Below are 26,376 nucleotides of genomic sequence, written 5' to 3'. Positions count from 1 at the left end.
CCCACGGCGGGACCGGGCGAGCGACGACGGCGTCAGCGACGAACGGCGATCCCGCTGTGAACCCGCGGGCGCCAGTGGGTCGGTGCGGACCGGTCCATGACGTGCGCCCGCGGTGACGAGGCACCGCGGGTCGCGCTGGCGTGAAGCGGGTAACCGGCCTCGTCGAGATCGGTGGCCAGGGCCTCCAGAGACGTGGCGGTGAGCCCCAGGGCGTCGAGGTCCACGACGGGACGCCGGAAGTCTCGGTGGCAGTCCCACCACAGTTCGCGCAAGGCGATGGCGAGTTCGAGACGCTCCCCCGCGCTCATGGCGCGCTGGTCGATGATGCGCCCGTACGTGGTGACGCCGGCAGGCATGGTGATTCCCCCCAAAGAGATGACTCTGCGGTCGATGCGTCGTTGTTCCCACGACCCCCCTGGCCGTATCGCCTCCCCAGGACGACGCAGTCACGACTGTACGACACCCGTTCAGGACTGACGTCCCGACGAACAGCCTCATTGTCTAGGGCGACCTCCCGCGCAGCGACGCGGCGAACCCGACCCACCGAGCGATCCGCCTGGTCCGCACGACGATTCGACCACGCGGGCCACCCTCGAACCTCATGCGCCCGGTGAGATACAACAGCGCACGGCCACCCGAATCCGTGACGCATCACCGGCATTCGCGCGACAGCACCGGCGACCGTCATGACGCGCCCGGCATCGTCCCCATACCGCCGCATTTCACCCAAAACGGCACGCCACCGGCCGAATCGAACGAAAAAAGGCGTTTCGGGGCCCTCCTCGACGCACGAATCTCGCACTACCGTGACTCCGTTCAGCGCCTCCCTCACCGAAGGCGCGCCCCTCAACGCCCTCCCGGGCCTGCTCGAGACCGGAGTGCCTCATGAGCATCTTTCGCACCAAATCGGTCGAGACATCGATCGCCCACACCGACGAACCCGAGCACCAACTCAAGAAGAGCCTCACCGCGGTCGACCTCACGGTCTTCGGCATCGGCGTCATCATCGGCGCGGGCATCTTCACCGTCGCCGGCACCGCGGCCGCGACGCTGGCCGGCCCGTCGGTCACGCTGTCGTTCGTCATCGCCGCGATCTGCTGCGGCTTCGCGGCCCTCTGCTACGCGGAGTTCGCCTCCACCGTGCCGGTCGCGGGTTCGGCCTACACCTTCTCGTACGCCACCCTCGGCGAGATCGTCGCGTGGATCATCGGCTGGGACCTCCTGCTCGAGATGATGCTCGGCGCCTCGGTGGTCGCTCAGGGCTGGGCCGCCTACGCCTCCGCCCTGCTTCAAACGTTCGGGATCGAGCTCCCGGCCGCCATCGGCAGCGGCAAGGAGTCCCACTTCGACATCCTCGCCTTCGGCCTCATCGCCGTCCTGACGATCCTCGTCTCCGTCGGCATCAAGGAGTCGATGCGGGTCAACCTCGTCCTCGTCGCCATCAAGCTCGCGATCGTCCTCTTCGTCATCATCATGGGCATCCAGTTCATCAACCCCGCCAACTGGTCACCGTTCATCCCGCCGGCCGCCCAGAGCACCGTCGAAGGCGGCGGGGACCTTCTCAAGACGCCGCTGCTGCAGGCGATCACGGGCAGCACCGGCATGGTCTACGGCGTGGGTGGCGTGTTCGCCGCGGCCGCGTTGGTCTTCTTCGCCTACATCGGCTTCGACGTCGTCGCGACCACCGCCGAAGAGGCCAAGAACCCACAGCGAGACCTCCCCCGCGGCATCATCGCCTCGCTCATCATCTGCACGTTCCTCTACATCGCCGTCTCGCTCGTGCTCACCGGCATGGTGCATTACGACCACCTCAAGACCGAGGCCGCGCTCGCCGCCGCGTTCACCGACCGCGGCGCGGCCTGGATGGGCGCGGTCATCGCCGCGGGCGCGGTCGCGGGTCTCACCACCGTCGTCATGACCCTCATGATCGGCGCGACCCGAGTGACCTTCGCGATGAGCCGCGACAATCTGCTGCCCGGCCGGCTCGCGCGCATCAACCCGAAGACCGGCACGCCCGTGCTGCTCACCGTCCTCATCGGGACCACGTGCGCCCTCGTCTCGGCCCTCACCCCGATCGGCGAGCTCGAGAAGATGGTGAACATCGGCACGCTCACGGCGTTCATCCTCGTGTCGCTCGCGGTGCCCGTGCTGCGCAAACGCCGCCCTGACCTGCAGCGCTCGTTCAAGGTGCCGCTCAGCCCCGTGATGCCGGTCCTCTCGGCGGTGATCTGCTTCTACCTCACCCTCAACCTCGACATCGAGACCTGGCTGCGGTTCATCATCTGGATGGCGCTCGGGTTCGTCATCTACTTCTTCTACGGGCACAAGCACAGCCGCCTGCACCGAGAGCCGGAGCTCACGTACTTCCGACACTGATACGTCGAACATCGGGTTCGAACCCACCACGGCGACCCCGCCAGGACGAGCCCACCACGGCCGGGGCGGCACACCTGCCGCCGCAACCCCGACGTGGCAGGTGGGATGGGCAGCGGAGAAGGGGTGATGACCCCGCCTTCGCCGCCATCCCATCTTCCGTCTCGGGCCCACCGGCCCTCGGCGGTGGCGAGCATCCGGAGTGCGCAGCCCGCACGTCCTGGCCGGCTCGGGCGTTCCCCTGACCCGTCCCGGATCCCACCCTGGTCACCGCCCGAATCGGGTTCCCGGGAGGCTCATCGGCGACCAACCTGGTGCTGACACCACCACACCAGGAGGTCACGATGCCGGTTCCGATGTACGCCCGTTACACCTCGCCGTGGCGGTTCTTCGGCCTCGCCACGGCCATTCCCTGGGCGTTGTGGTTCGTCGCTGCGGCGACGTCCCGCGTTCCCGGTCTCGAGCCGGTGACGACCGCGCTGGCCCTCGCCGGTCTCGCGGCCCCGTTCGGCGTCGTCCTCTGGATGACGCGGCACCGGCCGGACCTACGCCGCGACATCGCCGCTCGCCTCACCCTCCGAGGCGTCTCCTGGCGGTGGATCCTCTTCGCCGCGGCCGGCATGCAGATCGCCGTCCTGGTGGGGACCGCGATCTCGGTGCTCTTCGGGTACTCCGCCGACCAGTTCGCCTGGCGCGGAGGCGCGACGTTCTCCGTCGAACTCATGTCGGGGTGGGTGGCGCTAGTCGTCGCGCCGGTCCTCGAAGAGCTGGCCTGGCACTCCTACGGCACCGACGCCCTGCGTACCCGCTTCTCGGTGTTCACCACGTCGATGATCTTCGGCGTGATCTGGGCCGTGTGGCATCTGCCGCTCGCGTTCCTCCAGGGCTCGTCCCAGCAGCAGACGGCCGCCGAAGGGTGGCTGCACGCGCTGAACTTTCCGGTGAGCATGATCCCGTTCGTCCTGCTGATGAACTGGATGTACTACCGGACCGGCCGCAACGTGCTGCTCACGGTGCTCTTCCACCTCGGCGCCAACCTCTCGACGCAGGTCATCGCGACGCATCCCGACACCGAGCTCATCGTCACGGGCCTGCTGCTCGTCGTCACCGCCTTCGTTCTCGCGCGCGACCGGGCACTGTTCTTCGATGGCCCCGCGCGGCAACACGCCGGTCGTGCTGCCGAGGGCCTGCCGACACAGGCATGTCCGCTCGGCCGGACCGTCGTGCGCGACCGACGCGTCGGACTCCGCCGTGCTCCGCGCCGTGGGCTGACCCCGGCGGCGCCCGCTCGACCGAGTGCCGTGACCGCGTGAACGTCGGCGGGGACACGACACTCGGGCGTGGCATGGCGGCACTCGTCACCTCGAGGTCTCGATCCTGGCTCGACACGGAGACATCGCCGCAAACCCGCCCTCCCCGCGAATGGGAGGGGGCGAGGATAGGAGACGCCACGGACGGGGGTCCGTGACATCACCGGGGGTCAGTACCTCCTCGACGAATCGAGGCATCGATGAACACGCGTGTCCGTACCGTCTGCGCCGTCCTCACGACGTCGGCCCTGGCGGGCCTGGGCGCTCTCGGCACTCCGCCGTCCGCGACGGCGGCTCCGGCGGCTCCGACCGCCAAGGCAGGGCCCGTCAGCCGGACGGTCGACATCGACGGCGATCGCAGGGCCGACAAGGTCACGGTCAGCCTGTACAACATCCGCAAGAAGCACCTGACGTTCATGGTCACGGTGAAGACCGCCCGCACGACCACACGCATGCCGGTCGTCGTCGGCAACGAGAACGTGGGTCTGCGTCCCGCCGACGTCCTCGTGGGCACGGCGCCGGCCGACGGGGTCGCGGGCAACGAGATCATGCTCGAGCAGGGCGGTGGGGTCGGCGACTTCGGCTACCTGCGTTCGTACACGTGGCGCGGCGGCAGGCTCGTCGCCCAGAACGCGCCCGACGGCGATCGCGCGTGGGGAGTGCTGTTTCCGCCGTTCGGCGTCGACGGCTACGCGTTCTCCACCAAGAAGGGCAAGCGCTACGTCACGCAGACCCACCTGCAGCGCTCGAGGAGCGGCCGGTACTACGGCACGGCCACGACGTACGTGTGGGCCGGCGCGTGGAAGAAGCAGAGCACGAAGTCGATCTCGGGAGTGAAGGATCGCGACGCCCGCAGAATCCCCCTGTGGTCGGGCATCGCCTGGCGCTGAGCCGCTGATCCGCTGATCCGCTGAGCGGGACGCAGGCGATCCGACATGGAAGATGGGATGGCAGCCGGGCGGGGGTGATCACCCCGCTTCGGCTGCCATCCCATCTTCCTTCTTCAGGCCCGACGCGACGCGCTGGTCACGGGGTCGGCATACCACCGTTGACGTGGATCGTGGAGCCGACGACGTAGCTCGACTCCGGTGAGGCGAGGAAGACGTACGCCGGCGCGAGCTCGGTGGGCTGGCCCGCCCGACCCAGACCGGTCGACTGGCCGAACTCCGGCAGGTCCTCGGGCTTCTGACCACCCGACGGCTGCAGCGGGGTCCAGATCGGGCCCGGCGCCACGGAGTTGACGCGAATGCCCTTGGGAGCGAGCTCCTCGGCGAGGCCCTTGGTGAAGTTGTTGATCGCGGCCTTGGTCGAGGCGTAGTCGATGAGGGTCGGCGACGGCTCGTACGCCTGGATCGACGTCGTGTTGATGATCGTCGCGCCTGCCTGCAGGTGGGGCAGCGCTGCGCGGGTGAGGCGGAACATCGCGAGGATGTTGACGTCGAAGGTCGCCTCGAGCTGCTCGTCGGTGATCTTCTCCAGACCGTCGGTGGCCACCTGCTTGCCACCGTTGTTGACGAGGATGTCGATGCCGCCGAGGGATTCGACGGCCCAGTCGACAAGCTTCTGAGCGAAGCCCTTGTCGCGCAGATCGCCGGGCAGCTTGGCCACCACGTGCCCCTCGCGCTGCATGACCTCGACGACGTGCTCCGCGTCCTTCTCTTCCTGCGGGAGGTAGGTGATGGCGACGTCGGCGCCCTCGCGCGCGAACGCGATCGCCGTGGCCGCGCCGATGCCGGAGTCGCCGCCGGTGACGAGCGCCTTGCGCCCGACGAGCCGGCCGGTGCCGCGGTAGGACTCCTCTCCGAGGTCGGCCTTGGGCGCCATCTCCGCGTCCAGGCCAGTGCCCGGCAGGGACTGCTCGGGCGGGCTGATGGTCGGGTACCGCTTGGTCGGGTCCTGAAGGGTGAGCTGATCGGTGCTGGTCCGGTCGCTGTCCTGAGTCATGTCACTCCTCGTGCGCGTTCGGTGTTCCCATGCGCGGGAACCTTGTTCGTCGTTCCCTTACCCCACCTGCGGCCCGACACTCCTCCGACTTCCGCGGTGATCACCTCACCGTGGTACGCGCCGGCGCCTACCGTGGTGCGGAACGGGTCTGCCGACCCGAAGGCCACCGGCCAGGAGGAACACACATGAACGACATGCAGTGGGTCTGGATCGCGTTGGCGGTCCTCGCGATCCTGCTCGTCCTCGGCGTCGTCGCCGCCCGTGCGCACAAGCGCAGGACCGACGAGCGCCATCGCGTCGAGGCGGGGCGCATCCGCGAACAGGCCGCCGAGCAGGAGCGGGACCTTCGCGTCGAGGAGGCTCGCGCCGCCGAGGCGGAGGCCTCGGCACACAAGGCCCGCGCCGAGGCCGACGAGCGCGCGGCCGAGGCACGGCGGCTCGAGATCGAGGCCGAGCACCGCAGCGGCGCGCGTGACGAGTTGCGCGAGGACCACGAGCGTCGACTGCGCCACGCCGACGCCCTCGACCCCGACGTGCGCACCGACAAGCACGGTCGTCGTCTCGACGACGGCCGCACCGTCGCCGACGACCGCGCGGAATGGGACGTGCGCCATGTCGGCGGCACGGGCCACGACGAGTCGCTCGCAGACGAGGTGTACGGAATCGACCGCACGCCTCATGACGCGCGTCCCGGCCGGACCAGCCACGAGGATGCCTCTCACGACGAGGCCCACGGATCTCCCGCTTCCGGGAGCTCGCGCGTCGAACGTCACATCACGGGCGAACCGGTCGCCGAGGCTCCAGCCAGCGCGACTCCGGTCGCTGAGGTCCCGGGCGCCGAGGTCCCCGTCAACGAGACTCCGGTCGACGAGGGTCCGGTCGACGAGGGTTCGGATGCCGAGCGCCGGGGTGACGGGCGTTCATCCCTGCGCGGGAGCCACGCCGCCGCTCGTCCGGCCACAGCGCCGCTGGAGACCTCACCCGACGACGACGCCGTTCCTGGTGCCGACCCCGGTGAGCAGCCGCGGGGCCGCTCCGATCGCCCCATGGTCCGGGAGTTCCGTGCCGAGGAGGCGAAGGTGCGCCGGCACCCCGACGACCCCGCCGAAGGGAACGACACCCGCTCCTGACACGAAAGGGCGGAGGCGACCGACCGCGTCGTTCGCCTCCGCCCTCGTCCCGGGTGGGTCAGATCGTGAACCGCCCGATGAGGCTGCGCAGTTCGGTAGCGCGCTCCGCGAGGCGGGCGGCCTGGGCCTGAGCCTCGGTGGCCGAGGCACTCGCGTCGTCGGTGGCGCGGGAGACCCCGGTGACCCGGCCCGTGATGCCCTGAGAGGCGCGGGCGGCGTCCGCCGCGTTGCGGCTCATCTCGTTCGTCGTCGCGGTCTGCTCCTCGACCGCGGAGGCGATGGTCGACTGGGTGTCGTTGATCTGCGCGATGATCGCACCGATCTGGGCGATGGCGGCGACGGCGGCCTCGGTGTCCGACTGGATGGCCTCGACACGGCGACCGATGTCCTCGGTGGCCTTGGACGTCTCCTGGGCCAGGTCCTTGACCTCGTTGGCGACGACGGCGAAGCCCTTGCCGGCCTCCCCGGCGCGAGCGGCCTCGATCGTCGCGTTGAGGGCCAGCAGGTTGGTCTGCTCGGCGATGCTCGTGATCGCGGCGATGACTGCGCCGATCTCGGCGCTGGACTGGCCGAGCTTGCTCACCGTCTCGTTCGTCGTCTCGGCGACGGCGACCGCCCGCGAGGCGACGTCGGCGGCGTCCTGCGTGCTACGCGAGATCTCCTGGATGGACGCGGTGAGCTCCTCGGTGCCCGCCGCGAGCGTCTGGATGTGGGTGCCGACCTCCTGGGTCTCCCCCACGGCCTGGTTGACCTCGCTCGAGGCCGTCGTGGAGACCGAGCGGAGCCGGTCGGAGGTGTGCGTGAGCTGGTCGCTCTCCTCGCCGACCTCGTCCGACGCCCGGCCCACCGAGGCGATGAGCTCGCCCATCGAGCGACGCGCCTCCTCGAGTGAGGCGGCCATGTCACCGAGCTCGTCGTTCGCCCGGGCCTCGGCCGGCACGGTCAGATCGCCGCGGCCGAGCGCCTCGACGGAGCCGTGGACGCGTCGCAGGTCGGTGCGGATGCCGCGGCTCACCCAGACGGCGACGAGCAACACGACGACGGGGAAGAGGATGAGCCCGATGACCGTGGTGACGAGCGTCGTCCGGCTTGCAGCGGTGGCCTCGGCCTGAGCCTGGGCCTGCTTGGCGTCGAAGCTCTCCTGGAGCTTGCCCACCGACTCGAGGATCTCGCCGTAGGCGGCGAAGGCGGTGTTCGCGTCGTCGGCCCCGGCTCCGCCGCCACCCGGCAGACTCGAGCCCTGGATGATGCGGTCGCCGCCCTTGAGGTCGCCCTTGGCGTACGCCTCGACGGCCCGAGCGTCCGCTTCGAAGAACTTGTTCCACGCGCCCTTGAGCGTCTCGAACGTCTGACGGTCGGTCTCGTCGAACGTTTCCGTCGGCATCGACGCGAGCTGCTCCTTCGCGCGCTTCTGCGCCGCCTCGAAACCGGCGCGGTTGGTGCCCTCCTTGGCCGGCTGAGCGACGGCCGCCTTGGGGCCGATGAGTCGCGTGTCCCAGCCGTAGAAGGCGAGCCACGTGCCGGCGTCGGCGTCGGAGTAGTGCAGGTCGGCGAGCGCCTCGCGGGCCACCTCCACCTCCCGCAGGTGCTCGGCCGCCGCGTTGGCCCGCGCCGTGCCGACGATGGCCGTGAGGCCGAGCAGCACGACGCCGAGGATGCCGACGATGCCGACCGCGAGGATCTTGGCGAAAATGCTGATACGCCGAGGCGAACCGTTGGACATGTGTGCAGAGACCCTTCGAGGACGATCACCCGTTGGGGTTGCGGGTGCACGATGACCATCGGCACTGATTCGCCTCGCCTGAGTGGGGCCGCGCCTGCGGCTGTCGCCGGCTCACGTTCCCCGGACACCAGAACGCCCTCCGGCGCGAGGAGCGCGGGAGGGCGTGGATCCCGGAAAGTGGGAGAACGGTGCGCCATCAGGGACTCGAACCCCGAACCCAGTGATTAAGAGTCACTTGCTCTGCCAATTGAGCTAATGGCGCGCAACGAGGAAGAACGTTACCGCACGACGACGGAAAGCATGAAATCGGCTGGTCACGCTGGGTTCCCGACAGTGACGGACGAGACGGCCGAAAGCGCCGACTTCACTCCCGGAACGCCGGTCACGACATGACCTGCGGACTTACGGTGAGACCTGACCGTCGAAGGAGACAGACATGAAGGCACTCGCCAAGACCCACGCCGGCCCCAGCCTCGAACTCGTCGACCGGCCCGAGCCCGAGTGTGGCCCGGGCGACGTGAAGATCAAGGTGCTGGCCGCCGGGCTGTGCGGCACCGACCTGCATCTCGAGCAGTGGGACGACTGGGCGGCGGCGCAGGTGCATCCGCCGATGACGCTCGGGCACGAGTTCTTCGGAGAGATCGTCGAGGTCGGCGAGGACGTCACGTCGTGCCGGGTGGGACAGAAGGCCTCCGGCGAGGGGCACGTCGTCTGCGGGGTTTGCCGCAACTGCCGCGCCGGGCGCCGCCAGATGTGCATCGCGGTCAACAGCGTCGGGGTCAACCGCGACGGGGCGTTCGCGGAGTACGTCGTCATCCCCGCCACCAACGTGTGGGTGCAGCCCGACGACATGCGTCCGGAGGTCGGTGCCCTGTTCGACCCGCTCGGCAACGCGACGCACACGGCGCTCATGTTCCCCCTCGTCGGCGAGGACGTGCTCATCACCGGCGCCGGCCCCATCGGGGTCATGGCCGCCGCCATCGCGCGCCACGCCGGAGCCCGCTACATCGTCGTCACCGACGTCTCCGACTACCGTCTGGGTCTCGCAAGCCAGGCCGGAGCCGACCTCGTCGTCAACGTCGCGACCACGCGCATCCGCGAGGCGCAGGACAAGCTCGGCATGAGCGAGGGCTTCGACGTCGCCCTCGAGATGTCGGGCAACCCGGCGGCGCTGCGCGAGGGCATCGAGAACATGAACCACGGCGGCCGCATCGCCCTGCTCGGGCTGCCGAAGGAGGGGTTCGCCATCGACTTCGGCAAGGTCATCACCCACATGCTGACGATCAAGGGCGTCTACGGCCGTGAGATGTTCGAGACCTGGTACGCCGCGAGCGCGATGATGCAGAACTCCGCGCTGCTCCGCCAGACCGTGAGCTCGGTCATCACCCACACGTTCCCGCTCGAGGAGTGGCCCAAGGCATGGGAGGCGGCCCGCTCGGGCGACTGTGGCAAGGTCGTGCTCGACATCGCCGGAACGCTCTGAGCGCGCGACGACGCTCCCGAACGAGAATCGAGAGATCCCGATGACCGACTTCGACGCCTCGATCGCCGCGACGCTGGAGGAGATCCGCGACGCAGGCCTGTACAAGAACGAACGTGAGCTGCTCTCTCCGCAGGCCGCGCACGTGCGCACGACGACCGGTGAGGCCCTCAACTTCTGCGCGAACAACTATCTCGGTCTCGCCGACGACCCCGCGGTGATCGAGGCGGCCCGGGCCGCCCTCGACGAGTGGGGCTTCGGCATGGCGAGCGTGCGGTTCATCTGCGGCACGCAGGAGCTGCACAAACGGCTCGAGGCCAAGATCGCCGAGCTCGTCGGCACCGAGGACGCGATCCTCTACTCGAGCTGCTTCGACGCCAACGGCGGCGTGTTCGAGGTGCTCTTCGGAGCCGAGGACGCGATCATCTCCGACGAGCTCAACCACGCCTCGATCATCGACGGCGTGCGCCTGTGCAAGGCCAAGCGGTTCCGGTACAAGAACGCCGACATGGCCGATCTCGAGGCGCAGCTCAAGGCGGCCGACGACGCCGGCGCGCGGTACAAGGTCATCGTCACCGACGGCGTGTTCTCGATGGACGGCTACTACGCCCCGCTCGCCGAGATCTGCGACCTCGCCGACTCCTACGACGCGATGGTCCTCGTCGACGACTCCCACGCCGTCGGGTTCGTCGGCGAGCACGGTCGCGGCACTCCGGAGAAGTGCGGTGTGCTCGACCGGGTCGACCTCGTCACCGGCACCCTCGGCAAGGCCCTCGGCGGTGCTTCGGGCGGGTACGTCGCCGGTAGCAAGGAGGTCGTGGCGTTGCTGCGGCAGCGTTCGCGGCCGTACCTGTTCAGCAATGCCGTCGCTCCCGCCGTCGCGGCCGGCTCGATGAAGGCGATCGAGCTCGCGCTCGGCGGCGACGACAAGCGGGCCGTGCTCGAGCGCAACACGAGGCTGTTCCGCGAACTCATGACCGACGCCGGGTTCGACCTGCTGCCCGGCACCCACCCCATCACCCCGGTGATGTTCCCCGGCGAGGACGGCGCCCGCCAGGCCGCGCAGATCGCCGACGCGATGCTCGAGCGCGGGGTCTACGTCATCGCCTTCTCCTACCCCGTGGTTCCCAAGGGCAAGGCCCGCATCCGTGTGCAGCTCTCGGCGGCCCACAGCGAGGAGGACGTGCGGGCCTGCGTGCAGGCGTTCGTCGACGCACGCGACGCCGTGGCCTGAACCCGGGCCGGGCGACCGGCACACGCGACGGGACGGTCACCTTCACTACAGAAGGTGACCGTCCCGTCGTGGCGTGTGGTGAGCGCTGCTCGTCAGTCGCGCACTCGGTTGAAGATCGCGAGCGCGACGAGCAGGACCGCGGCGCCGGCGACCGGGCCGACGATCTCCATGCGCAGCGACCCGTCGGAGTTGCGCGTGCTGCGGTCGAAAAATCCCCTGGCCTCGGCGGCCTGGCGCTTGACGATGTTGCCCGGCTTGACCCGGAACGCCAACTCGTCGATCGCGGCGGCGAGGTTGTCCCGGTTCCTCGCGATGTCCTTCTCGATCTCGTCGAGTGACCGGTTGTCCTTGGCGCTCATCGACGGCTCCTTCTCGGCGTTCTCGGCTGATGGCTCTCGGTCTACCGGACACCTCGGCAGGTGACCGGTGCCGGGCCCGCGAATATCGGGTCCCTGCGACGATAACCTACCCGTGACCGGCCTGTTCCATGCAGCCCGCCGCGTCGACGAGCCGATCGTGTTCGCCTGCGGGGGCCGCCCAGGACCGCGCCGCGACGCCCGCGTCCACCGTCTTCAGGAGCCTTCCATGCCCCGTCTCGAGCCGGGCGATCCCGCCCCCGAATTCACCCTCACCTCCGACACCGGTGCGCAGGTGTCGCTGGCCGACCTGCGCGGACGCAAGGTCGTCCTCTACGCCTACCCCGCGGCGATGACGCCCGGGTGTACGACGCAGGCCTGCGACTTCCGGGACTCTCTCGAGCCCTTCACCGGGGCCGGGTACGCCGTGTACGGCCTCTCCCCGGACGCGCCCGAGAAGCTCGCCCGGTTCGTCGAGAAGGAGCAGCTGACGTTCCCGCTGCTCTCCGACCCCGACAAGTCCGTTCTCACCGCGTACGGCGCCTACGGCGAGAAGACGATGTACGGCAAGAAGACCGTCGGTGTGATCCGCTCGACGTTCGTCATCGACGAGGACGGCCGTATCGAGCTCGCGAAGTACAACGTGCGGGCCAAGGGTCACGTCGCCTCCCTCGCCAAGACGCTGGGAGTCGAGCTCCCGGCCTGACGCGGAGACGCGCAGGGCGGCAACGCTCCCCGCTTTCCACCCTCACGCCTCGGCACGGTCCACGCGTCCGAACGGTTGCGTCCAGCGTGGCCGCCCCGAACGCCGAGACCGACAAGCCCCCGCTAATGTTCGGTCGGACGCGGGAGTGGTGGAACTGGCAGACACGCAGGATTTAGGTTCCTGTGCCCACGGGCGTGCGGGTTCGAGTCCCGCCTTCCGCACCGACGAATGATCCTTCAGCCCAGGAGGCGGCGCAGGTCGTCGGCGAGCGCGCGAAACGCTTTGCCGCGGTGGGAGATCGCGTTCTTCTCGGCGGGGTCGAGCTCGGCTGCGGTGCGGCTGTCGCCGGCGACCTGGAGGATGGGGTCGTAGCCGAAACCGCCCGCGCCGCGGGGCTCGCGCGTCAGCGTGCCGGGGAACCGTCCCTCGCGGTCGGCGATCCGTCCGTCGGGCAGCGCGAGCACGGCGCTGCAGACGAACGCCGCGCCCCGGTGCTCGTCGGGCACGTCGGCGACCTGGGCGAGCAGCAGGCGCAGGTTGGCCTCGTCGTCGCCGTGGCGGCCGGACCATCGGGCGCTGAACACTCCCGGCGCCCCGCCGAGCACGTCGACCGCGAGCCCGGAATCGTCGGCGAGCGCGGGCAGCCCCGTCGCCTCGGCGACGGCGCGCGCCTTGAGCGTCGCGTTCTCGACGAAGGTGACGCCCGTCTCACGCACGTCGGCGACGTCGGGGAATTCGGTCACCCCGACGAGCTCGAGACCGAGCTCCTCCAGCACGTCGGCGAGGATGGCCCGCAGCTCGACGACCTTGCCGGGATTGCGGGTGGCGAGGACGATCCGGCGGTCGCTCATGCCAGACGCTCCCGTGCCTGCCCGGCCAGGGCATCGGCCTGCAGACGCGTGAGCTCGGCGCATCCGTCGGTCGCGAGATCGAGCAGGCGCCCGAGCAGCTCCCGGTCGAACGGCTCGCCCTCGGCGGTGCCCTGCACTTCGACGAAGCGACCGTCACCGGTCATGACGACGTTCATGTCGGTGCCGGCGTCGACGTCCTCGACGTAGTCGAGATCGCACACCGGCTCGCCTCCGACGATGCCGACGCTCACGGCGGCGACCGAGCCGGTCAGCGGTGTCGCGGAACGCGAGATCGCCCCCATCGCCTTGCCCGTCGTAACCGCGTCGGCGAGCGCGACGTACGCACCGGTGATGGCCGCGGTTCGCGTGCCGCCATCGGCTTGGAGCACGTCGCAGTCGAGGACGATCGTGTTCTCGCCGAGGGCGGCGAGATCGACGACCGCACGCAGGCTGCGCCCGACGAGGCGCGAGATCTCGTGCGTGCGTCCGCCGATGCGGCCCTTGACCGACTCCCGGTCGCTGCGGGTGTTCGTCGAGCGCGGCAGCATCGCGTACTCCGCCGTGACCCAACCCAACCCGCTGCCCTTGCGCCAGCGCGGCACCCCCGGCGTGAACGACGCCGCGCACAACACGCGGGTGCGTCCGAACTCGACGAGCACGCTCCCCTCCGCGTGGTCGAGCCAGTTGCGGGTGATGCGGATGTCGCGCAGTTGGCCGGGCAGGCGGCCGTCGTGGCGCGCGGGAGTCGCGTCGGTGCTCATGGCGCCAGCCTACGGGTGGGGCTCAAGCACGCCGAGACAGCCGGGGATTCCGCTCGTTCGCCCCGAGACCCCCCGTTCGAGCACGAGGGGCGGAATCCGCGGCTGCCTCGGCGCGATCAGAGGTCGTAGGTCGCGAGGGGGCGGGCGATCTCGACGTCACCGGGCCAGATCGCGGCCGCCTGGGCGCGGCACACCTCGGGATCGTTCCACGCGGGGATGTGGGTGAGCATGAGGCGTTTCACTCCCCCGGCGTCGAGGGCGGCGCGGGCGCATTTCGAACCGCTCATGTGCACACCCTCACTGTCGTCACGACCGTCGACGTAGGCGCAGTCGGCGAGGACGAGGTCCGCATCTGCGCACAGTTCGGAGAGCTCGGGGCAGATGTCGGTGTCGCCCGTGTACGCGAGCACGGCGCCATCGGCCTCGACACGCAGCCCGTACGCCTCGACGGGGTGGAAGACGGGCACGGGAGTGATCGTGAACGGCCCCACCGTGAACGGCCGGCGCGCCACGAGGTCGACGAACTCGTAGCGACCGTCGAGGTTCTCGGGCTGCTCGACCCCGTACGCCCGGCCCAGGCGTTCGTGCGCACCGGGCGGCGCGTACACCGGCATCCGGCTCTCCCTCGACCGTCCCGGGGTGTAGTTGATCGCGACGTACAGGCTGCACACGTCGAGGCAGTGGTCGGGGTGCAAATGGCTGAGCACGACCGCGTCGAGGTCGATCGGGTCGAGGAAGGAGCGCATCGGGCCGGTCGATCCGTTGCCGAGATCGAGCGCGATGCTCCACGTGCGGCCCTCGTGTTCGGCCTGCACGAGATAGCACGACGCCGGAGAGGCGGGGCCGGGCATCGAACCCGAGCAGCCGATCACCGTGAACCTCATGAGAGCCCTCCCTGCGCGAGGTTGAGGTGACCGATCTCGGGGCCGAGAAACCGCCTTGCGAGGCGGGCGAACTCGGCCGGGTCACCGGTCGTGTGGAAGTGGTGCACCGGCGGCGGCGACCCCTGGGGGCGCAAGGCGTCCGCGTCGGCGAGCACCCGGTAGACGTCCTTGGCCGTCTCCTCGGCGGAGGACACCAGCGTGACGAGATCGCCCATGACGTAGCTGATGACACCGGTGAGCAGCGGATAGTGCGTGCAGCCGAGGATGAGCGTGTCGACCCCGGCAGCGGCCACCGGCTCGAGGTAGCCGTGGGCCACGGCGAGCAGCTCGTCACCGCCGGTGATCCCGGCCTCGACGAACTCCACGAACCGCGGACACGGCTGGGAGACGACCTGGATCTGAGGTGCCGCCGCGAACGCGTCGACGTACGCACGGCTGCGGTGGGTGCCCTCGGTGGAGATGACCCCGACGACGTTGTCGCGCGTCGCGGCCGCCGCCCGGCGCACCGCGGGGCGGATGACCTCGATGACCGGCACGTCGTACCGTTCGCGGGCGTCGTGCAGCATCGCCGCGCTCGCGGTGTTGCACGCGATGACCAGCGCCTTGACGCCGGACTCGACGAGCGAGTCGAGGCACTCCAGAGCGAAGCGGCGGGTCTCGGCTATCGGCCGCGGGCCGTAGGGCGCGCGGGCGGTGTCGCCGAGGTAGGCGACGGGCTCGTCCGGAAGCTGATCCAACACGGCGCGCGCCACCGTGAGGCCCCCGTACCCGGAGTCGAAGATGCCGATCGGCGCGTCCTGCTGCACCCGAGCAGGATAGGGGCTGAGCCTGACGATCGACCCCACGCTCGTGACGTGACGTGCGTCAACACCGCTGGGCGCCACGTGAACAGACACGGGCGGGTACGGGTCCGGCCCGCTCGCGCGAGTGGACCCGACCCGTCATGCCACGACGCCGTGGCTACCGCACGTCGGGGCCCGGTGACGCCGGGCCCCCCACGTCACCTCGCTGCGGGGCGCCCAACTCGGCGGGCGCGATGCCGGCGGGGTTGGTGCGGTGCAGCTCGGCGTAGTGCGCGTCGACCGATCCCGGGTCGACGTGCGTCGGGTCGAGGACGCGTTGGAGGAAGGTGCGCGTACGGTCCTCGCGGGGGTTGCCGATGACCTGGTGCGGGTCGCCCTCCTCGACGATGACCCCGCCGTCCATGAAGATCACCCGGTCGGCGACATCGCGTGCGAACGCCATCTCGTGGGTGACGACCATCATCGTCATGCCCTCCTTGGCGAGCAGCCGCATGACCGAGAGCACGTCGCCGACGAGCTCGGGGTCCAGTGCCGACGTGGGCTCGTCGAAGAGCATGAGCTCGGGATCCATCGACAGCGCCCGCGCGATGGCGACGCGCTGCTGCTGGCCACCGGAGAGCTGCGCCGGGTGGGCGTCGCCGCGCTCCCCCAGCCCGACGCGGTCGAGGTTGCGTTGCGCCGTCTCACGGGCCTCGCGGCGGGAACGGCCGAGCACCTGGGTCTGGGCGAGCATGCAGTTGCCGAGCGCGGTGAGGTGCGGAAACAGGTTGAACTGCTGGAACACCATGCCCAGGCGGCTGCGCACGTCGTCGATGTCGCAGTCCGGATCGGTGATGTCCTCGCCGTCGACGTGGATGCTCCCCTTCGTCGGCTGTTCGAGGAGGTTGACGCAGCGCAGCAACGTCGACTTGCCCGACCCCGAGGGCCCGATGACGCAGACCACCTCACCGCGGCGGATCGACAGGTCGATGCCCTTGAGCACCTCGACATCGCCGAAGGACTTGTGCAGGTCGGAGACGACGACCACCGCGTCGTCGGAACGGGCGGGCTGCGCCGTGGCAGCCGATGCCGAGGTCGACATGTCAGCGTCCTCTCGCGTTCTTGGCCTCGAGCCGGCGCACGGCGTAGGCGAGGGGCAGGGTGATGAGCAGGTAGGTGAAGCCGGCGAGCACGAGCGGCGTGAGGTTGGCGTTGGCGTTGGAGAGGTCCTTGCCGTACTTCGTCAGCTCGTAGGCGCCGCGCGAGAGCCCGATGACGTACACGAGCGAGCTGTCCTTGGTCACGAGGATGAACTCGTTGGTCAGCGGCGGCAGGATGATGCGGAACGCCTGCGGCAGTACGATGCGCCGCAGCGCCTGACCGGACGACATCCCGAGCGACCGCGCCGCCTCGACCTGCCCCTTGGGCACGGCCTGGATGCCGGCGCGGATCGTCTCGGCCATGTAGGCCGCGCTGACGAGCCCGAGGGCGCTCCACACCGTGCCGTACGTGCCGAACGGGATCTGCAGGCCGGGGAACGCCAACGGCAGCATGCCGAACGCGAGGAAGACGATGAGCGCCGGCACGCCGCGGAAGAACTCGATGTAGATCGAGGCGAGCATCCGGTACGGCGCGACCTGCGAGAGGCGCATGAGCGCGAGGATCGTGCCCAGCACGAGACCGAACACGAACGCGCCCGCGGAGTACGCGAGCGTGTTGCCGAAGGCTCGCAGCAGCCCCTGCTCGAGGGTGAGCCCGATGAGATCGGGCCGGAAGAAGACCTTGCCGATCTGCGGCCAGTCCGCGACCGCGACGGCGATGGCGACGACGACCGCGAGGACGGCGTACTGCACGAGCCTGATCCGCTGGGCGCGTTTGCGCGGCGATCCGGTTCGCTTGCGACGACCCGTGCGCGGCGCGGGTGTGGCCGCCGGGTCGGTGGTGGTGGAGGACAACGGCACTCCTGACGATCAGGACGCGGCGCCGCCGGTCCGGCGGCGCCGCGTCGGCGGGCTCGGGCGGTCAGCCGTTCGTGGTGGGCGCGCCGGTGGCGGCGCCTTCGTCACCGTCGACCTGCGGCTCGGTACCGAACCACTTCTTGTAGATCTCCTTGTACTTCCCGTCGGTCTTGGACTGCTCCAGCACCCGGTTGACCTCCTCGATGAGCTTCTGCCCGCTCGGCTGGTCCTTGCGCGCGGCGATGCCGTACTGCTCGCCGGTGTGGAACTCCGTGACGACCTGGGTGTCGGTGTTGTCCTTGGCGAAGTCGTAGAGCACGCCGTTGTCGTTGATCGCGGCGTCGACGTTGCCCGACTTCACCGCGTTGACGCTCGTGGGCAGGTCGTCGAACACAACGACCTGGTAGCCGTTGGCGCTCGCGTTCTCGTCGGCGTACTTCTGGCCCGTCGTGTCGGTCTGCACGCCGAGCTTCTTGCCCTTCATCTGGGCGAGGTTGGTGATTCCCGACCCCTGCTTGGTGAGCAGGGCCTGCTCGGCGTCGAAGTACGGGTCGGAGAAGAGCACCGTGTTGGCGCGCTCGGGGGTGATCGTCATGCCCGCCGCACCGAGGTCACACTTGCCGGCCTGCAGCGCCGCACCCGACCAGATCTGGTCGAAGGGCACGTCGACGATCTCCTGGGTCACCCCCAGGTCCTTGGCGACCAGGTCGATCATGTCCACGTCGAAGCCGACGACCTTGCCCGAGGAGTCGGGGAACTGGAACGGCTTGTACGCCAGGTGGGTGCAGACCATGAGCTTGCCGGGCTGCACCAGCTGGTAGCCGCCGTCGCTCGTGCCGGAGGCGCCGGGCTGGGCCTGCCCGTTGCCCGAGCCGCTGCCGCAGCCGGCGAGCACGAGCACGGACGCGGCGGCCACCGCGGCGAGACGACGGGGAGAAAAGGGGGAACCAGGCACGATCGGATCTCCTGTCGAAGGCGCCGCCCGCATCGTCGCGGCGGCGGTTGAGGAGCCAACCATCACACCGACGTGGCGCAGCACACAGCACCCGCGGGATCACGGATCGGGCAACGGCACATTCTGCGCGCCGAACGGCACGGACACCGGGCCCCCGCTGCTCAGCGCGAACGGGTGCGCCATGTCAGGGCGTGAGCGCGAGCGCCAGGGTCTCCTGCAGCCACGTGAGGAACTCGTACCCGAGGGCGAGCGGGAACCGTGGATCGTCGGGATCCATCTGTTCGACCCGCTCCGACAGGGACTCGGCGGCCTCGTCGTCGACGAGGTCCAGACGCTGTGCCAACACGAGGCGCACGTCGGTCATCGAGATGAGCAGGCTGGTGGCCTCTTGCTGCGTGAGACGCAGCCGGCCGTCGTCGGCGTCGGCGAGGATCCGGGCCGCCCGCCTCAGGTGGCCGAGCTTGCGGTCACGCACGACGTCGCCGGTGAGGCGCCGGAACTCGGCCGACAGTTCGGCGTCGTCATGGTGGGCATCCGGCAGGAGTCGACGCACCGCCGGGTCGGTGGGCGAGGTGCGGTCGGATGCGCTGTCGTCGGTCGCCGGCCGCGGCCCGTCGTCCGCGAAGCCCGCGCGCCGCATGAGGGCCTCGAACGAGTCGTCGTCCCCCTCTTCAGGAGCCGCCGGCCCGCCGACCTGCTCCTCCAACAGGTCGGCGGTCTGCCGCACCAGGGCGAGCAGGATCTCGCGTTCGGGCTCGGCGAGGTCGGCGGCGATGCCGCGGCGGGTGCGGCGGAATCCGTGCGTCACTCACTCGTCCTTCTGGAAGGTGGCCCACAGCCCGTACTCGTGCAGGGCCGCGACATGGCGTTCCATCTGCTCCCGCGGGCCGTGAGCGACGACCGCCCGCCCCTTGTGGTGGACGTCGAGCATGAGCAGCTCGGCCTTCTCGCGGGAGTACCCGAAGTAGCTCTGGAAGACGTACGTGACGTACGACATGAGGTTGACCGGGTCGTTCCAGACGAGGGTGATCCAGCCCGGGTCGGTGAGGCCTGCGGTGAGCTCGTCGAAGCGCACGTCCTCATGGACGTCCGGCTCCGCAGGGCTGATCGACACCCCTTCACCATATGCTGCACGGGTGAGTACCGCGCTGCTGACCGATCACTACGAGCTCACGATGGCCCAGGCCGCGCTGCACGCGGGCACGGCCTCGCGACGGAGCGTCTTCGAGCTCTTCGGACGACGCCTGCCCGAGGGGCGGCGCTACGGCGTGGTCGCCGGCACGGGCCGGTTCCTCGACGCGCTCGCCGACTTCAGGTTCGGCCCGGCCGAGATCGACCACCTCGCCGAGCAGCGCATCGTCGACGACGCGACGCTGGACTACCTGCGCGACTACCGCTTCTCGGGCTCGATCTGGGGTTACGCCGAGGGCGACGTCTTCTTTCCCGGCTCTCCCCTGCTCATCGTCGAGGGCACCTTCGTCGAGGCCGTGATCCTCGAGACGATCGCCCTGTCGATCTACAACCACGACTGCGCCGTCGCCGGCGCGGCGTCGCGGATGACCCTGGCCGCCGGCGGTCGCCCGTGCATCGAGATGGGCTCGCGCCGCACTCACGAATGGGCCGCGGTGGCCTCGGCCCGCGCGGCGTACATCGCCGGGTTCGACACGACGAGCAACCTCGAGGCCGGCCGCCGCTACGGCATCCCCTCGGCGGGCACGAGCGCCCATTCCTTCACGCTGCTGCACGACAGCGAGGAGGCCGCCTTCACCGCCCAGATCGAGAGCCTCGGCAAGAGCACCACGTTGCTCGTCGACACCTACGACGTCGCCGAGGCGGTCCAGAGCGCCGTGCGCCTCGCCGGCAAGGGTCTCGGAGCCGTGCGACTCGACTCCGGTGACCTCGTCGCCCAGGCCCACGAGGTGCGGGCGCAGCTCGACTCGCTCGGCGCGACCTCCACCCGCATCGTCGTCACCTCCGACCTCGACGAGTACGCGATCGCCGCTCTCGCCGCCGCACCCGTCGACGCGTACGGCGTGGGCACCTCGCTGGTCACCGGATCCGGGGCTCCCACCGCGGGGCTCGTCTACAAGCTCGTCGCCCGCGCCGACGACTCGGGCGAGCTCATCAGCGTGGCCAAGGCGAGCAAGGACAAGACCTCGATCGGCGGCCGCAAGCACGCCCGCCGCAGGCTGGACGAGAAGGGCGTCGCCCGCGCAGAGCTCGTCGGCATCGGCGAGATCCCCGGCGGCCCAGGCGATCTCGATCTCCTCGTGCCGCTCGTGCGCGACGGCGAGATCGTCGGCGCCGAGCCCGTCGACGCTGCCCGTGACCGGCACCGTGAGCGCCTCGCGCAGCTGCCGGGCAAGTCCCACCGCCTCTCCAAGGGCGAACCCGTCATCCCGACGGTATTCGTCGACGAGCATCCCGACCCCACTCTCGCCCTCGGCGGCACGCGCTGAGGCTCCCCGACGCGACGTGAGGAGAACCCGATGAGCACCGACACCCGAGCCCTGATCGTCGTCGACATCCAGAACGACTTCTGCGAGGGCGGATCCCTCGGCGTGGCCGGCGGCAAGGCCGTCGCCGCCGACGTCGCCCGATACCTGCGGGAGCACCGGAACGACTACGCAGCGGTCGTCGCCACCGCCGACTGGCACATCGATCCCGGCGCTCACTTCTCCGAGAACCCCGACTTCGTCGACTCCTGGCCGCCGCACTGCCGCGTCGGCACCCCGGGTGCGGACTTCCATCCCGATGTCGCTCCTGAGCTGACCTCCGTCGACGCCGTGTTCCGCAAGGGCCAGTACTCCGCGGCCTACAGCGGGTTCGAGGGCACGACGAGCGAGGACGACGACTCGGGCGACGCTGGTGCGAGCGGCGGTGTGCTGCTCGGCGACTGGCTGCGGGAGTCGGACGTCACCGAGGTCGACGTCGTCGGCATCGCCACCGACCACTGCGTGCGGGCCACCGCCCTCGACGCGGCACAGCAGGGATTCGCCGCCCGCGTGCTGCTCGATCTCACCGCCGGCGTCGCCGAGGACACGACCACCCGCGCGCTGGCCACCCTGCGCGCCGAGGGCGTCGAACTCCAGGGCACTCCGCGCACGGCCTGACAGCCGGGCCTCGGTGCACCCCTCCCGTCATCCGTGCACGTCTTACGCCCACGAGACACGCCTCCGACGACGTGCCTCGTGTACCCAACCCGTACACCGATCGCCGAACCCCCTCCGTGCACGCCGCGCGTACCGGATGCACGCCCAGGATCGTCCGTGCAGGCGTTCGGGCCTCCGCGCACCCCTCCCGTCATCCGTGCACGCCTTACGTCCAAGAGGCACGCCTCCCACGACGTGCATCGTGTACCCAACCCATGCATCGATCGCCAGGCATCTCTCCTCGTCACGATCACCCCGGCTGCTACGGTGTGCGTGCCAGTCGCCCCGAGGGGCCAGGGAATCCGGTGTGAGGCCGGAACTGACGCGCAGCGGTGAGGGAGACGGGCGGGGCACGAGGCCACTGGAGCGATCCGGGAAGGCGCCCCGCACCGGATGATCCCGAGTCCGAAGACCTGCTGGTGATCGCCCGCGACCCGCGGCGCGGATCGACGTACGGACCTCGCGTTCCAGGCCCGCCGATCGCCGAAGGACTGCCATGCGCTCCGCCGTTTCACCGCGTCGTCTCACCATCGCCATCGCCCCCGCCGTCGCTGCTCTTCTCGCAGGATGCGCCGGCGCGCCGACCGGGGGGCAGGGGCCCGCCGCTCCGTCGTCCGCCGGGTCGGCGACGCCCGTCACGATGACGAACTGCGGTGAGCAGGTCACCGTCGCGCAGCCGCCCGAGAAGCTCGTCACCCTCAACCAGGCCGCGACCGAGACCGCGCTCGCGCTCGGCCTCGCCGACCGAATGGTCGGCACGGCCTACCTCGACGACGCGGTGCCGGCCGAGTACGAGAACGCCTACGACTCGGTCACGGTCCTCGCCAAGGAGTACCCGAGCAAGGAGCAGTTCCTCGCAGCGGGACCCGACTTCGCCTACGCCGCCTTTGCGAGCGCCTTCACCGACAAGGCGGTCGGCACGCGTGCCGAGCTGGGGCAGGAGGGCATCGGCAGTTACGTCAGCCCGTTCGGATGCGCCAAGGGCACAAAGCCCGCCGAGGCGACGTTCGAGAACGGCTGGAAGGAGATCACCGAGATCGCGACGATCTTCGACGTGCCGGACAACGCGAAGAAGCTCGTCGACACGCAGAAACAGCAGGTCGCCGACGTCAAGGCGGCCGGCGCGGGCAAGGGCATGACGATCCTCTGGTACGACTCCGGTGACAGGACGCCGTTGGTCGGTGCCGGGGGCGGCGGCCCGCAGCTCATCATCGACGCCGTCGGCGGCACCAACGTCTTCGTGGGTCTCGACGGCGGATGGTCCGACGGCTCGTGGGAGAAGGTCGTCGCGGCGAACCCCGACGTCATCGTGCTCGCCGACGCGAGCTGGGACAGCGCCGACAAGAAGAAGAAATACCTCGCCTCCGATCCCACACTGAGCAAGCTGGACGCGGTGAAGAACGAGCGGTTCGTCGTCGTCCCCTTCAGCGAGTCGACCCCAGGAGTGAGGCTCGTGGACGGCGCGGAGTCCGTGGGCCGGCAGATCGCTGCGCTGCCGGCCTCGTGAAAGGGCGGACGCACGCGGCTCCGCTGCTGGGCGTGACGTTGCTGCTCCTGCTCGCGGTGAGTGTCGTCATCGTCCTCGGCGTCGGGTCGGTGGCAGTCCCAGCCACCGAAGTCGTCGGGGTCATGGCGCGCCGGATGTGGCTCGCAGACGGCGAGCACGTCTCCGTCCTCGCCGATCGGATCGTCTGGGAGCTGCGGTTGCCGCGCGTACTCACCGCGGCGGCCGTCGGCGCTCTCCTCGCCCAATGTGGTTGCGTACTCCAAGCACTGACCGGCAACGATCTCGCCGACCCGTACCTGCTCGGCATCTCCAGCGGTGCCGCCGTCGGCGCCGTCACCGCGATCGTGCTCGGATGGTCGCTCGCCTCCGGACCGCTCGGCGTAGCCCTCAGCGCCTTCGTCGGTGGCCTCGCCGCGCTCGCCCTCGTCCTCGCACTCGCGACGGGACGATCGGGGGCTCTACCGCCGACCCGCACGATCCTTGCCGGTGTGGCCGTCGGCCAGCTCGCCGGGGCGTTCACCTCGTTCGTCGTCATGGTCTTCGGCGGTCTGAGTGGTGCCCGTGAGGTCATGACCTGGACATTGGGCTCCTTCGCCGGAGTGCGCGCGAGCGGGGCGTGGCTCGTGTGTTCATTGGCGGTGGTCACGTTCGTGGCCCTGGTCTCGGCGGTGCGCACCCTGGACGCGTTCACGTTCGGAGAGACCTCGGCCCGCTCCCTGGGGGTGCGAGTCGGACGGGCAAGGTGGGGGCTCCTCGTGGGGTGCGCCCTCGCCACCGCGGTCACCGTCTCGGTCGTCGGGCCGATCGGGTTCGTCGGCCTCACCGTGCCCCATATCGTCCGTCTCATCACCGGCCCCGGGCACCTCATGCTCCTGCCGGTCTCGGGACTCGCGGGCGCGGTGCTGCTGCTGTGGTCGGACACCGCGGCGAGGTCCGTCGCTCCCGGTCAGGAGATCCCCGTCGGCGTGATCACCGCGGCGATCGGGGCGCCGGTGCTCGTCGCGCTGCTGCGGCGTCAGGCTCGGCGATCATGAGGGTCGGCGCGCGGAGCCTGCGCTGGTCTGTCGACGGCATCGACATCGTCAGCGGCGTCGACCTCGACGTCGAACCCCGCACGATGACGGCGGTCGTCGGCCCGAACGGGTCGGGCAAGACCACCCTGTTACACCTGCTCGCCGGCCTTCGTCGACCGAGTGACGGGGTCGTGACGTACGACGGTGTCGACCTGGCCACGCTTTCGGCGCGCGAACGCGCCCGGCGGTGCGCGCTCCTCGAACAGCACCCCGAGACCGGCCTCGACGTCAGTGTGCGGCACGTGGTCGAGCTCGGCCGGATTCCCCATGCCGGGCATTGGCCCGGCCGTCGCGACCGTGGATCCGACCGGGTCGACCGGGCTATGGCCATCACCGAGGTGGGCTCGTTGGCCGACCGTCGCTGGCCCACGCTCTCCGGTGGTGAACGCCAGCGCACGCAACTGGCACGAGCCCTTGCCCAGGAGCCTCGATTCCTACTGCTCGATGAGCCGACGAACCACCTCGATCTACGGCACCAGATCGCCCTCCTGCGCACGGTCGCCGGACTCCGCCTCACGACGGTGGCGGTGCTGCACGACCTCGACCTCGCCGCCGCGTTCTGCGACCGGATCATCGTCATGCACGACGGGCGCGTCGCGGGTCAGGGGCCGACGGCGGAGGTCCTCACTCCCGACCTCGTCGCGCAGGTGTTCGGGGTGCGGGCCCGCGTCACGGCCGACGATCGTCTCCGGGTGAGCTGGACGGGTCTCGTCGGCGGCGATCGTGACCGCGTACCCCTCGTGACCGCGAGACACGCCGACGCCGATCACGTCGCCGAGCCTACGCCTCGTGCGCGCCTCCACCGCGACCCGCCCGCTTCGCCGTGAGGAGCGCTCCCTGGCACGGCTTCCCGATCCAACCGACGTATCGAGGCCCAAGCCTCAGGCGAGGCCCAGGTGGTGGGCCTCCTCCCACAACTCCTCGCGCACCGAGGGGTGCGCGGCCTTCTCGATGAGGTTGGCGGCCTGGGAGTCGTCGTCCTGACCCATGAGCTCGGCGACGCCGTTCTCGGTGACGACGCAGGAGTGTTGGAAGCTCGTGACCGGCTCGTCGAGCAGCGGCACGATGGTCGAGACGTCGGCCTTGGGGTGCCACGAGCGCAACGCCATGATCGCCTGGCCGCCGGGTGCGTGGATCGCACCGACCGTGAAGTCGGTCTGGCCACCGAAACCCGAGTGGATGCGCGCGTTGATGCGCGAGGCGTTCGCCTGATCGAACAGGTCGACCTGCAGGGCGGTGTTGATGCTCGTCATGCCCGCGTTCCTGCTGATGTTGGCGACGGCGTTGACCGTCTCGGTGCGCAGCACGCGCAACTGTTCGTTGCGGTCGGCCCACTCGAACAGCTCGGGGCGGCCGAACATGAAGGAGCACGTGATGATGCGGTCGGGGTCGAGAGCGCCCGCATCGGTGAGGGCGAGGATGCCGTCGGAGACCATCTCGCTCCACACCCCGAGGTTGCGCTTGTCGAGCACCTCACGCAGCGTGGCGTCCGGAATCTCGCCGATGCCGAGCTGCAACGTCATCCCGTCGTGGACCCGCTCCCCCACGAGCCGGCCGATGGTGGCCGCGCTGTCGGCCCGCGCCTGGTCGAACGGCGCCGCCGACGCGTGGCCGGCGATGTCCTCGTCGACCTCGATGTACCCGTCGAGCAGGTCGAGGTCGTACTCCCCGTCGCCGTACGTGTAGGGCATCTTCGCGTTCATCTGGGCGACGATGATGCCGCCGCGCTTGCGGCACGCCTCGATGGCCGCCGGGAGCACGTTGACCTCGCAGCCGAGCGACACCTTGCCGTCGACCGGCATCGAGGTGTGCAACAGCACGACGTCGGGCACGAGGTGCCGTTTGAAGAGCACCGGCACCTGCGAGAGTCGGGTCGGGAAGTACTTCAGACGCGGGTGGCGGCGCATGCCCGCCCCCACGAACGCGCTCTCGTAGGTCACCCCCTCGCGATCCGGGATGCCCTTGGGCGCGTTGAGACAATGCAGGCGGTAGGTCTCGAACGTCTGGTCCACCGTGGTCAGCCCCGTCCAGGGGATCGCATGGTTGCCCGAGATGACCACACGCGGTTCGTCCGTCGCCTCGAGTGCGCGGCGCAGGACGGCGGGAAGAGCGTCGTTGCTGTTCGTCGTCACGTGGACACTGTGACCGATTCGGGCCCGCGACACGCCGTGTTTCGCACGGTTCGGTTCGTGGTGGT

At 69.9% G+C, this 26,376-nt stretch carries 26 protein-coding genes, 2 tRNA genes and 1 riboswitch; of the genes, 13 read left to right on the top strand and 15 right to left on the bottom strand.

The window, feature by feature from the left end; translation table 11 throughout:
* Positions 1–32: 32 nt before the first annotated feature.
* Positions 33–356 carry a hypothetical protein gene (locus BN1197_RS02565; RefSeq protein WP_040155875.1) on the bottom strand — a complete coding sequence of 108 codons (324 nt, stop codon included), beginning with the start codon at positions 354–356 and terminating at the stop codon, positions 33–35.
* A 529-nt stretch (positions 357–885) separates the two neighbouring features.
* On the opposite strand from BN1197_RS02565, the gene BN1197_RS02560 reads away from it, so the two are divergent.
* The 3 genes from BN1197_RS02560 to BN1197_RS02550 all read left to right on the top strand — a co-directional run bounded on the left by BN1197_RS02560 (position 886) and on the right by BN1197_RS02550 (position 4,573).
* A complete protein-coding gene (locus BN1197_RS02560; protein WP_040155872.1) occupies positions 886–2,376 on the top strand; it encodes an amino acid permease in 1,491 nt (496 codons plus the stop codon).
* A 341-nt stretch (positions 2,377–2,717) separates the two neighbouring features.
* Positions 2,718–3,686, top strand: coding sequence for a CPBP family intramembrane glutamic endopeptidase (locus tag BN1197_RS02555; RefSeq protein ID WP_082043560.1), 969 nt, complete (start codon positions 2,718–2,720; stop codon positions 3,684–3,686).
* Positions 3,687–3,883: 197 nt separating this feature from the next.
* The gene (locus tag BN1197_RS02550; RefSeq protein WP_040155870.1) at positions 3,884–4,573 is read left to right on the top strand and encodes a hypothetical protein; all 690 of its coding nucleotides are present in this window, start codon (positions 3,884–3,886) and stop codon (positions 4,571–4,573) included.
* A 136-nt stretch (positions 4,574–4,709) separates the two neighbouring features.
* Here the strand turns inward: BN1197_RS02550 and BN1197_RS02545 are convergent, their stop codons facing one another.
* The gene (locus BN1197_RS02545) at positions 4,710–5,627 is read right to left on the bottom strand and encodes an SDR family oxidoreductase (RefSeq protein WP_040155866.1); all 918 of its coding nucleotides are present in this window, start codon (positions 5,625–5,627) and stop codon (positions 4,710–4,712) included.
* Positions 5,628–5,812: 185 nt separating this feature from the next.
* On the opposite strand from BN1197_RS02545, the gene BN1197_RS02540 reads away from it, so the two are divergent.
* On the top strand, positions 5,813–6,757 hold the full coding sequence (locus BN1197_RS02540) for a hypothetical protein (protein WP_052465889.1): 945 nt from the start codon (positions 5,813–5,815) through the stop codon (positions 6,755–6,757).
* Between the two features lie 58 nt (positions 6,758–6,815).
* On the opposite strand, the gene BN1197_RS02535 is transcribed toward BN1197_RS02540, so the two are convergent.
* Together BN1197_RS02535 and BN1197_RS02530 are read right to left on the bottom strand one after the other, a co-directional pair.
* Positions 6,816–8,480: a methyl-accepting chemotaxis protein gene (locus tag BN1197_RS02535; RefSeq protein ID WP_040155865.1), complete on the bottom strand. Its 1,665-nt coding sequence runs from the start codon at positions 8,478–8,480 to the stop codon at positions 6,816–6,818.
* Positions 8,481–8,669: 189 nt separating this feature from the next.
* Positions 8,670–8,742 (bottom strand) — tRNA-Lys (locus tag BN1197_RS02530).
* A 174-nt stretch (positions 8,743–8,916) separates the two neighbouring features.
* Between BN1197_RS02530 and tdh the strand changes: the two genes are divergently transcribed.
* On the top strand, positions 8,917–9,963 hold the full coding sequence (gene tdh / locus BN1197_RS02525) for an L-threonine 3-dehydrogenase (RefSeq protein WP_040155864.1): 1,047 nt from the start codon (positions 8,917–8,919) through the stop codon (positions 9,961–9,963).
* 40 nt (positions 9,964–10,003) lie between these two features.
* Positions 10,004–11,194 carry a glycine C-acetyltransferase gene (locus BN1197_RS02520; protein WP_040155863.1) on the top strand — a complete coding sequence of 397 codons (1,191 nt, stop codon included), beginning with the start codon at positions 10,004–10,006 and terminating at the stop codon, positions 11,192–11,194.
* 92 nt (positions 11,195–11,286) lie between these two features.
* On the opposite strand, the gene BN1197_RS02515 is transcribed toward BN1197_RS02520, so the two are convergent.
* Entirely contained in the window at positions 11,287–11,553 is a 267-nt protein-coding gene (locus BN1197_RS02515) for a DUF3618 domain-containing protein (protein ID WP_040155862.1), read from the bottom strand.
* A gap of 226 nt (positions 11,554–11,779) precedes the next feature.
* Between BN1197_RS02515 and bcp the strand changes: the two genes are divergently transcribed.
* Both bcp and BN1197_RS02505 read left to right on the top strand, forming a co-directional pair.
* Entirely contained in the window at positions 11,780–12,256 is a 477-nt protein-coding gene (gene bcp / locus BN1197_RS02510) for a thioredoxin-dependent thiol peroxidase (RefSeq protein WP_040155979.1), read from the top strand.
* A 139-nt stretch (positions 12,257–12,395) separates the two neighbouring features.
* Positions 12,396–12,477: transfer RNA gene (locus BN1197_RS02505), tRNA-Leu, on the top strand.
* A gap of 15 nt (positions 12,478–12,492) precedes the next feature.
* On the opposite strand, the gene rdgB is transcribed toward BN1197_RS02505, so the two are convergent.
* The 9 genes from rdgB to clpS form a co-directional block, all read right to left on the bottom strand.
* Entirely contained in the window at positions 12,493–13,107 is a 615-nt protein-coding gene (gene rdgB / locus BN1197_RS02500; protein ID WP_040155860.1) for an RdgB/HAM1 family non-canonical purine NTP pyrophosphatase, read from the bottom strand.
* The gene (gene rph / locus BN1197_RS02495; RefSeq protein ID WP_040155857.1) at positions 13,104–13,868 is read right to left on the bottom strand and encodes a ribonuclease PH; all 765 of its coding nucleotides are present in this window, start codon (positions 13,866–13,868) and stop codon (positions 13,104–13,106) included. The genes rdgB and rph overlap by 4 nt, the downstream gene beginning before the upstream one ends.
* A 116-nt stretch (positions 13,869–13,984) precedes the next feature.
* Positions 13,985–14,752, bottom strand: a complete 768-nt coding sequence (locus BN1197_RS02490; protein ID WP_040155855.1) for an MBL fold metallo-hydrolase — start codon at positions 14,750–14,752, stop codon at positions 13,985–13,987.
* On the bottom strand, positions 14,749–15,558 hold the full coding sequence (gene murI / locus BN1197_RS02485) for a glutamate racemase (RefSeq protein WP_040155853.1): 810 nt from the start codon (positions 15,556–15,558) through the stop codon (positions 14,749–14,751). The genes BN1197_RS02490 and murI overlap by 4 nt, the downstream gene beginning before the upstream one ends.
* A gap of 154 nt (positions 15,559–15,712) precedes the next feature.
* The gene (locus BN1197_RS02480; protein WP_052465888.1) at positions 15,713–16,636 is read right to left on the bottom strand and encodes an amino acid ABC transporter ATP-binding protein; all 924 of its coding nucleotides are present in this window, start codon (positions 16,634–16,636) and stop codon (positions 15,713–15,715) included.
* A 1-nt stretch (position 16,637) separates the two neighbouring features.
* Complete coding sequence (locus tag BN1197_RS02475) at positions 16,638–17,489, bottom strand: amino acid ABC transporter permease (protein WP_082043559.1); 852 nt, start codon at positions 17,487–17,489, stop codon at positions 16,638–16,640.
* A 67-nt stretch (positions 17,490–17,556) separates the two neighbouring features.
* Positions 17,557–18,408, bottom strand: coding sequence for a basic amino acid ABC transporter substrate-binding protein (locus BN1197_RS02470; RefSeq protein ID WP_245851796.1), 852 nt, complete (start codon positions 18,406–18,408; stop codon positions 17,557–17,559).
* Positions 18,409–18,631: 223 nt separating this feature from the next.
* The gene (locus tag BN1197_RS02465) at positions 18,632–19,255 is read right to left on the bottom strand and encodes a DUF2017 domain-containing protein (RefSeq protein ID WP_052465887.1); all 624 of its coding nucleotides are present in this window, start codon (positions 19,253–19,255) and stop codon (positions 18,632–18,634) included.
* Positions 19,256–19,561, bottom strand: a complete 306-nt coding sequence (gene clpS, locus BN1197_RS02460) for an ATP-dependent Clp protease adapter ClpS (RefSeq protein WP_040155973.1) — start codon at positions 19,559–19,561, stop codon at positions 19,256–19,258.
* A 61-nt stretch (positions 19,562–19,622) separates the two neighbouring features.
* Here clpS and BN1197_RS02455 point away from each other — a divergent pair, with 61 nt between their 5' ends.
* The 5 genes from BN1197_RS02455 to BN1197_RS02435 all read left to right on the top strand — a co-directional run bounded on the left by BN1197_RS02455 (position 19,623) and on the right by BN1197_RS02435 (position 25,006).
* A complete protein-coding gene (locus BN1197_RS02455) occupies positions 19,623–20,906 on the top strand; it encodes a nicotinate phosphoribosyltransferase (protein WP_245851797.1) in 1,284 nt (427 codons plus the stop codon).
* 30 nt (positions 20,907–20,936) lie between these two features.
* Positions 20,937–21,560: an isochorismatase family protein gene (locus tag BN1197_RS02450; protein WP_040155849.1), complete on the top strand. Its 624-nt coding sequence runs from the start codon at positions 20,937–20,939 to the stop codon at positions 21,558–21,560.
* 299 nt (positions 21,561–21,859) lie between these two features.
* Positions 21,860–22,034: riboswitch (cobalamin riboswitch) on the top strand.
* A 61-nt stretch (positions 22,035–22,095) separates the two neighbouring features.
* Positions 22,096–23,106, top strand: coding sequence for an ABC transporter substrate-binding protein (locus BN1197_RS02445; RefSeq protein WP_040155848.1), 1,011 nt, complete (start codon positions 22,096–22,098; stop codon positions 23,104–23,106).
* Between the two features lie 32 nt (positions 23,107–23,138).
* The gene (locus BN1197_RS02440) at positions 23,139–24,140 is read left to right on the top strand and encodes a FecCD family ABC transporter permease (RefSeq protein WP_245851795.1); all 1,002 of its coding nucleotides are present in this window, start codon (positions 23,139–23,141) and stop codon (positions 24,138–24,140) included.
* Positions 24,137–25,006: an ABC transporter ATP-binding protein gene (locus tag BN1197_RS02435; RefSeq protein WP_082043556.1), complete on the top strand. Its 870-nt coding sequence runs from the start codon at positions 24,137–24,139 to the stop codon at positions 25,004–25,006. The genes BN1197_RS02440 and BN1197_RS02435 overlap by 4 nt, the downstream gene beginning before the upstream one ends.
* 54 nt (positions 25,007–25,060) lie before the next feature.
* On the opposite strand, the gene BN1197_RS02430 is transcribed toward BN1197_RS02435, so the two are convergent.
* Positions 25,061–26,311, bottom strand: coding sequence for an acetyl-CoA hydrolase/transferase family protein (locus tag BN1197_RS02430; RefSeq protein ID WP_082043566.1), 1,251 nt, complete (start codon positions 26,309–26,311; stop codon positions 25,061–25,063).
* Positions 26,312–26,376 lie beyond the last annotated feature (65 nt).

Origin of the sequence: Mobilicoccus massiliensis (genome assembly GCF_000826525.2) — a bacterium.
GTDB lineage: Bacteria > Actinomycetota > Actinomycetes > Actinomycetales > Dermatophilaceae > Mobilicoccus > Mobilicoccus massiliensis.
The sequence above is the reverse complement of the archived record's forward strand: the minus strand, read 5'-3'. Positions and strand labels throughout refer to the sequence as shown.